5 protein-coding genes are annotated in these 6643 nt (G+C 74.2%); all 5 read left to right on the forward strand.

Features of this window, described 5'->3' with window-relative positions:
- Positions 1–2: 2 nt before the first annotated feature.
- Positions 3–1154, forward strand: coding sequence for a protein kinase domain-containing protein (locus BIV23_RS31760; RefSeq protein WP_245790744.1), 1152 nt, complete (start codon positions 3–5; stop codon positions 1152–1154).
- On the forward strand, positions 1142–1795 hold the full coding sequence (locus BIV23_RS31765; protein WP_245790740.1) for a 4Fe-4S single cluster domain-containing protein: 654 nt from the start codon (positions 1142–1144) through the stop codon (positions 1793–1795). Before BIV23_RS31760 ends, BIV23_RS31765 begins: the two co-directional genes overlap by 13 nt.
- Entirely contained in the window at positions 1792–3243 is a 1452-nt protein-coding gene (locus BIV23_RS31770; RefSeq protein ID WP_245790741.1) for a coiled-coil domain-containing protein, read from the forward strand. The genes BIV23_RS31765 and BIV23_RS31770 overlap by 4 nt, the downstream gene beginning before the upstream one ends.
- Positions 3240–5252 carry an AAA family ATPase gene (locus BIV23_RS31775; RefSeq protein WP_071384441.1) on the forward strand — a complete coding sequence of 671 codons (2013 nt, stop codon included), beginning with the start codon at positions 3240–3242 and terminating at the stop codon, positions 5250–5252. Before BIV23_RS31770 ends, BIV23_RS31775 begins: the two co-directional genes overlap by 4 nt.
- Positions 5249–6643: Hsp70 family protein (locus BIV23_RS31780; RefSeq protein ID WP_177240109.1), on the forward strand; the 1395-nt coding region annotated here is incomplete at its 3' end. The genes BIV23_RS31775 and BIV23_RS31780, both read left to right, overlap by 4 nt.

Below are 6643 nucleotides of genomic sequence, written 5' to 3' on the forward strand. Positions count from 1 at the left end.
CGATGGCTCTCACGGTGGTGTCCGGCACCGGACGCGCATGGCGGCTCACCGAGCGGATCGGCAGTGGCTCGGAAGGGATCGTGTACGGCGTCGACGACGCCCGGCCCCTGGTGGCCAAGCTCGTCCCCGACCCGCCGGCCCCGGCCGCCTACCGGCGCCGTATCGCCCGTCTGGTCCGCCAGCGCCGCGAGCCGCGCACGGTCCGGCTGCTCGCGGGGGCGCCCGTGCGGATCGCCTGGCCGATGGTGCCGGTACGGACCGTGGGTCCCGAGGCCGACGGGGTCGACGGCTATCTCATGACCGACATGCGCCACGCCTTCCAGCCGTTCACGCACATCCTGGCCCCGGCCGCCCGTCGCCTCCACCTGCCGGACGCGACCTGGGCCACCGGGCTCACAGCGGCCTGCTCGCTCGCCCACCTCCTCGCGGACCTGCACGCAGAGGGCTATGTGGTGGGCGATCTGAAGCCGGAGAACCTCTGGGTCGACGGCCGTGGCGGGGTCGGCATCGCGGACGTGGACTCCTGGCAGTTCACCGACGGCGGCGAGGCGTTCCCCGGCCGGATGGGCACCCCCGGCTACACCGCCCCCGAGCGGATCGGCGCCCCGCCCGGCGCCCCGCCGGACACCGCGTCGGACGACTTCGTCCTCGCCGTCCTCGTCCACCAGCTGCTGACCGACGGTCTGCATCCCTTCGCCGGGCATCCGGCGGACGGCTGTGGCTACCTCTCCTACGACGACAACATCCTCCACGGTCGCTGCCGGCTGCTGGACCGCACCTCGGTGGTCCTGCCCCGCTCCGTACCGCCCGTCGACCTGCTGCCACGTCGGCTCAGGGACCTGTTCCGGGCCGCGTTCGGCGGGGTGCGGCCCCCGGCGTCCGGCTGGGCCGAGGCGCTGGCCGCGGAGTCGGCTCCGGGGCGACTGCGGACCTGCCCGGCCGACACCCGGCACGTGCACACGCTGGAACGGCCGTGGTGCCCCTGGTGCGACCTCGCCGAGACGTGCAGGGACGTCGGCGGGGCGAAGGCGGAGCGGGACAACAGACACAACAGACACAACGATGGCAACAGCGACAGCAGCGACAGCATCGACAACGGCGACAGCCGGGACCGTGTGAACAACCGGGGAAAGGACGACGCATGCCAGAGATGACGCCCCGTCTCTCCGTGGCCAGGAAATTGGACCACTGCACCGTCCTCGGCCCCGGCACCCGCGCCGTGCTCTGGGTGCAGGGCTGCCCGCTGCGCTGCCGGGGCTGTGTCGCCGCCGAGACCCTGCCCTTCGCGGGCGGCACGCCGTACACCGTGACCGAACTCGCCGACTGGCTCTGCGCGTTGCCGGACTCGGAGGGCGTGACCTTCTCCGGCGGTGAGCCCTTCGCCCAGGCCGCCGGGCTGGCCGCGCTGCTCGACGCCGTACGGCAACGGCGCCCGGACTTCGGCGCGATGGCGTACTCGGGGTTCCGGTACGAGACCCTGTCCGAGGGAGCCCCGGACCAGCGGGCCCTGCTGCGACGGCTCGACCTGCTGGTCGACGGCCCGTACGTGGCCGCCCGCCACGCCGGCCTGCGCTGGCGCGGCTCGGCCAACCAGCGCATCCTCGCCCTCACCGACCGCTACGCGCACATACCGTCCCAGCCGGACGTCAGCGCCGGCGTCGAGGTGTCGATGGAGCCCGACGGATCACTCTCCTGGGCCGGGGTGCCACCGACACCCGGTTTCCGGGAGGGGCTTGAGACACAACTCGCGGCGCGGGGATTCGTGCTGCACACCCAGGCCCGGAGGGAAGCATGAGCGGATCACCGAAGTACAGCACGGTCGCGGTCTCCGCGGCCTACGCGCGGCGCGAGGCACAGCGGCGCCGGGAACGCGAGAACGAACGCCGCCGGCAGCAGGAGCGACGCGCCAGGCAGCGCGCCGAACTCGCCGCCCGCCGGGCCCAGGAGGCGGCGGTCCGCCGGGAGAAGGCGAAGGCCGAGGCCGAGCGCAGGAAGCACGCCCTGGAGGCACGCCGGGCCGCTGAACAGCAGGCGCACGCCCTCCGCCTCCGCCAGGAACAGGCCGGTGCCGACGCCCGCCGCCTCGACGAGGTACGGCAACTGTTCGCCCAAATGCGGTCCGCCGACGCCCCCGCCACCCAACTGGACGCGCTGCAACAGCAGTTGGACCAGCTGGGTGAGCGTGTCGCTCGCGCCGAGCCACTGGGCGGCGCGATCGAGGAACTGCGCGGCCGCATCGTCGTACTGAGCGACACCGCGCACACTCGTGGGCGGGCCCCCGACGACCGCGCCTCCGTACTGGACGGCCTGGAACGGCAGTTGGCCGGGATGGCGCCGGACACGGCGGCCCTCGACCCGGCGGGCCGGCAGGACTGCGAGGACCTGCTCGGCCGGCTGCGCGCCGCGACTGGTCCCGGCGCGGAGACCCACTTCGAGGCGCTGCTCGGCTCGGTGGAACACGCGCTCACCCGCCATGCCGCGACCGCGGGGCGGCGGGCCGCCGAGGAGGGGCGGCGCGCCGAGGACGACCGGCGTCGTACCGAGGAGGAACAGCGGCGGGCGGTGGAGCGGGAGACGGCCCGGGCCGCCGCCGAGGAGGCGGAACGCGACCGCGTCGAGGCGGTGCTCACCGAAGCGGCCGACCGGCTCGGCGTCGTACAGGAGTCCGCCGAGGACGCCGTGGCCGAGGCCCGTGAACTCGGCGACCCGAACCTCGCCGAACGCATCGGGCAGGCGCTGCGCGCCGGCACGGCCGCCCTCGGGGCGAAGGAGCCGGACGCGGCGCTCAAGGCGGTCGGGGACCTCGAGGAACTGCTCACCGAGGCCGAATCCGAACTGGACGAACTGCACATCGCACACACCCGCCGCAGCGACCTCGCGCTGGCCCTCCAGGACGCCATGATCGGCGAGGGATTCGCCTTCACCGGGGGCGACGAGGACGGCGACGCCATCGTGCTGCGCTTCCAGCGTCCCAGCGGAGCGACGTACGAGACGACGGTCGCCACCGAGGACGACGGCAGCCCGCTGCTCGTCTACCACGTGGACGGCGAACCCGATGTGGTCCTGCACCCGCCGGCCGAGGGTGCCGTCTGCGACCAGACCGAGGACCTCCTGGAGCGGGTCCACGAGGCGATCGGCGAGCAGGACGGCTTCGTTCCCGGTGAACTCACCTGGCAGGGCAAGCCGCCGAGCCGGCAGGCCAAGCAGCTGCCCGGGGCGGAGGAGTGGCGGTGGACCCGGTGAGCACGGTTGAGTGGACGAAGCGGGACACCGGCGCCGCACGTGAGGGGCAGCCGGCCCTCGCCGACGGCATGATGCCGCTGTGGGCGGTCTCCCTGGGCTGGGAACTCCGACGCGGCCGGCAGGTGATCCTCAACGGGCAGATCAGGGACCGCTGGTGGTTCGACGACGGACCCGCCTCCTTCCGTGACGTGGTCGCCCGCACGCTGCACCTGGGCGGCGCCGAGGTGGTCGGCTGGTGGGACCCGGTCGCCGGCCTCACCTTTCCCGTGCCGGGCCATGCGCAACGCTTCGACCAACTGCTCTCCGCCGTTCCCCCACCCCAGCCGCCGGTCACGGGAACGGCCGGTACGGCCGGCACCACCGAGGCCGCCGGGGCAGGTCCCGCAGACGGCGACACCGCCCCGGACGAACTCCGCAGCCCGAGCGCCCGGCGCGCAGCCGAGCGACAGCGCAGCCGGGAGCAACGGAACGCGCCCCGCGCGCCCGGACGGCCCCGCGCCTTCAACGACGTCGTCGCCACCGTGCAGCGTCTGGTCGCCTCGCCGGACGCGACCACGGCCTTCGTCTTCGAGGACGTGGACCACCACCTCCCGCCCGGGCAGCCCGAATCGCACCTGGGCTATCTGCGACTGCGCGCCGCGATGACGGACGCCGTGACCCCGCACTCCGTGGAGGGTCCCGGCCCGCACGCCCGCAACGCCGTCCTCTGCGCGGTCGGCGACGTCGGACGGCTGCCCGGCTGGTTCCACCTGGAGGACCCGCGGATCGCCGCGCTGCACCTCGGCCCGCCCGACCCGAGCGAGCGCCGGCTCTGGCTGAGCTGGCTGCTGCGGCGCTTCAACGGCGCGTCGGACGCCTCACGCGCCGACCTGGAAGCCCTGGTCGGCGCCACCGACGGCATGGCCGGCTGGGACATCGAGTCCCTCGGGCGCACCTCGTGGCTGCGCAACGCGCCGGTACAGAAGCCGGACAAGCTCATGGAGCTGCATCGGCTCAACGTGAGTGTCGACCCGTGGACCCAGCTGGACCGGGAGACCATCGCCCGCGCCGGCGACGTGCTGGGCACCCGGGTGGTGGGCCAGTCCACGGCCGTCGACGCCGTCGCCTCGGCACTGCAATCGGCCTTCGTCGGCGTCGACTTCGGCAACTCCGGTACCGCCCGGCCGCGCGGCGCGTTCTTCTTCGTCGGACCCACCGGTGTCGGCAAGACCGAACTCGCCAAGGCCGTGGCCGAGTTGATGTTCGGCGACCAGAGCGCGTACGCCCGCTTCGACATGAGCGAGTACCAGCAGGAGCACGCCGCGGAACGACTCGCGGGCGCACCGCCCGGCTATGTCGGCTTCGAGGCGGGCGGTGAACTCACCCGGCGGGTGCAGGAACGGCCGTTCAGCGTGCTGCTCTTCGACGAGATCGAGAAGGCCCACCCCAAGGTGCTGGACAAGTTCCTCCAGATCCTGGAGGACGGCCGGCTCACCGACGGACGCGGCCAGACGGCGTACTTCTCCCAGTGCCTGATCATCTTCACCTCCAACACCGGCGCGGAGGCGATGCAGGACCTGCTGGCGGGACGCGAGGCCGAGCCGACGTACGCTGAGCTGGAAGCGCACTTCACCCGGGCCGTGGAGGACAAGTTCCGGCGGATCGGCAGGCCCGAGATCTACGGACGGCTCAAGCCCGGCGTGATCGTCTTCGACATGCTGCGCCGCGAGCACGTCGTCAGGATCGCCGACCGGCTGCTCGCCCAGCTCACCGAGTCCGTACGCGAACGCCACCGGGTCGAGCTGCGCCACGACACCCGCACGCTGCACCCGTGGCTCACCGAGCGCATGTCGGACCCGGAGCACCAGGCGTACGGCGGGCGGCAGATCCGTAACGAGCTGGAGCGGGTACGGGCGGCCGTCGTCCGCCATCTGCTGGCCGACCGCCCCGCCCCGGGCAGCCGCATACGGGCCGGGATCGCGCCCGACGGCACGGTGGCCGTCACGGCGGAGGGGAACGGGTGGACATGATCGCCATCGACCTCGGGCACCGGTTCGGCCGCCTCGGCCGGACCGGCCCCGACGGGCGGCCGGAGGTGACCGGCACCCGGTTCGAGGACACGGACGGCGTCCGTGAACCGGCCCGGGCGCTGCCCGCGCTGCTCGCCGTCGTACCGGCCGGCACGGCGTCCCTGGGAGAGCGGCCCGCCCAGGCGGCCGTCCTCGGCCTGCCCGCGTCCGGCGGGCGAGAGGACGAACTGCGGCGCGCCGCCGAGCACGCCGGGCTCCTCGTCGAGCGCGTCGTACCGGATCCGGTCGCCGTCGCCCTGCACTACGGCGCGGTCGCCGAGGGCGTCGACCGTACGGTCCTCGTCTGCGACCAGGGCGCGACGGCGCTGGACCTGACCGTGCTGGCCATCACCCCCGACCTCACCGTCCGCGTCGTCCGTACCCGCAGCCACCGACTCGGCGGCGACCACTGGGACGAGGCGCTCGCCGCCCACCTCGCCGGCCGGCTGCCGGACGGGGCCGACCCGCGCCGGACGGCGGAGTCGCTGCGCCGCGGACTCGGCGCCGGCGACAGGGTCATCGAGACCGTCACCGACCGGGCCGGCGACGAGCACCGGCTGATCCTGGACCGGGCGGACTTCGAGCAGGCCGTGGCACCACTGCGGGACCGGACCCTCGACGAGGTGAGCGAGGAACTGACCGGGGAACCGGCGATCGACACCGTCCTGCTGGCCGGCGGCCTGTCCGCCACCCCCGGCCGCCGCAGCGAGATCGCACGCCTGCCGGCCGCACAGGGCCTGACCGTGCGCTGCGACCGCCCCGAACTCGCCGTCGTACATGGCCTGTTGGCTCTGCAGCACTTCGGCGTCCTACGCATCGACACCGGCCCGGCTCCGCGTACGTCCCGGGCGTACGACGGTTACGACTTCCCGGAACCCGAACCTCTTCCGGATCCGGACCCGCTCACCCGGCCACCCCTGCCGGACGACCCCGATCCCGTGACCAGGCCGGCCCCGCCCGTCGGAGCCACCACCACGCCGGACCCCACTCCGCCCCCCGGGCCTGCCACCGTCCCGCCGCCCCGGCGCGAACCGGAACAGCCGCAACAGCCGGAGCGTCCGGAGCCGTCCGAACCGCCGCAGCCACACCCGAGCCCACCGTCGCCCCCGCCCCTGCCCCCGGCGACTCCCGACGCTTCCACCCCGCCCCCGCCCCCCACCGATCCACGCGACCCGCACGTCTCGCAGCCCGCCACCTTCGTCGCCGTCCCCGTGGGCCAGTTGCAGGCCCTCCGTCGCGGAGACCACCTGCTCGTCCTGTGGGCCTGGCCCGAGGGAGCGCTCAGCGCGCGCGTCCGCTGGCGGCGCGAAGGCGGCAGCGCGGGCGGCGGGCCCCGGGACGGGGACCTGATC

Source organism: Streptomyces monashensis (assembly GCF_001866665.1).
Lineage (GTDB): Bacteria > Actinomycetota > Actinomycetes > Streptomycetales > Streptomycetaceae > Streptomyces > Streptomyces monashensis.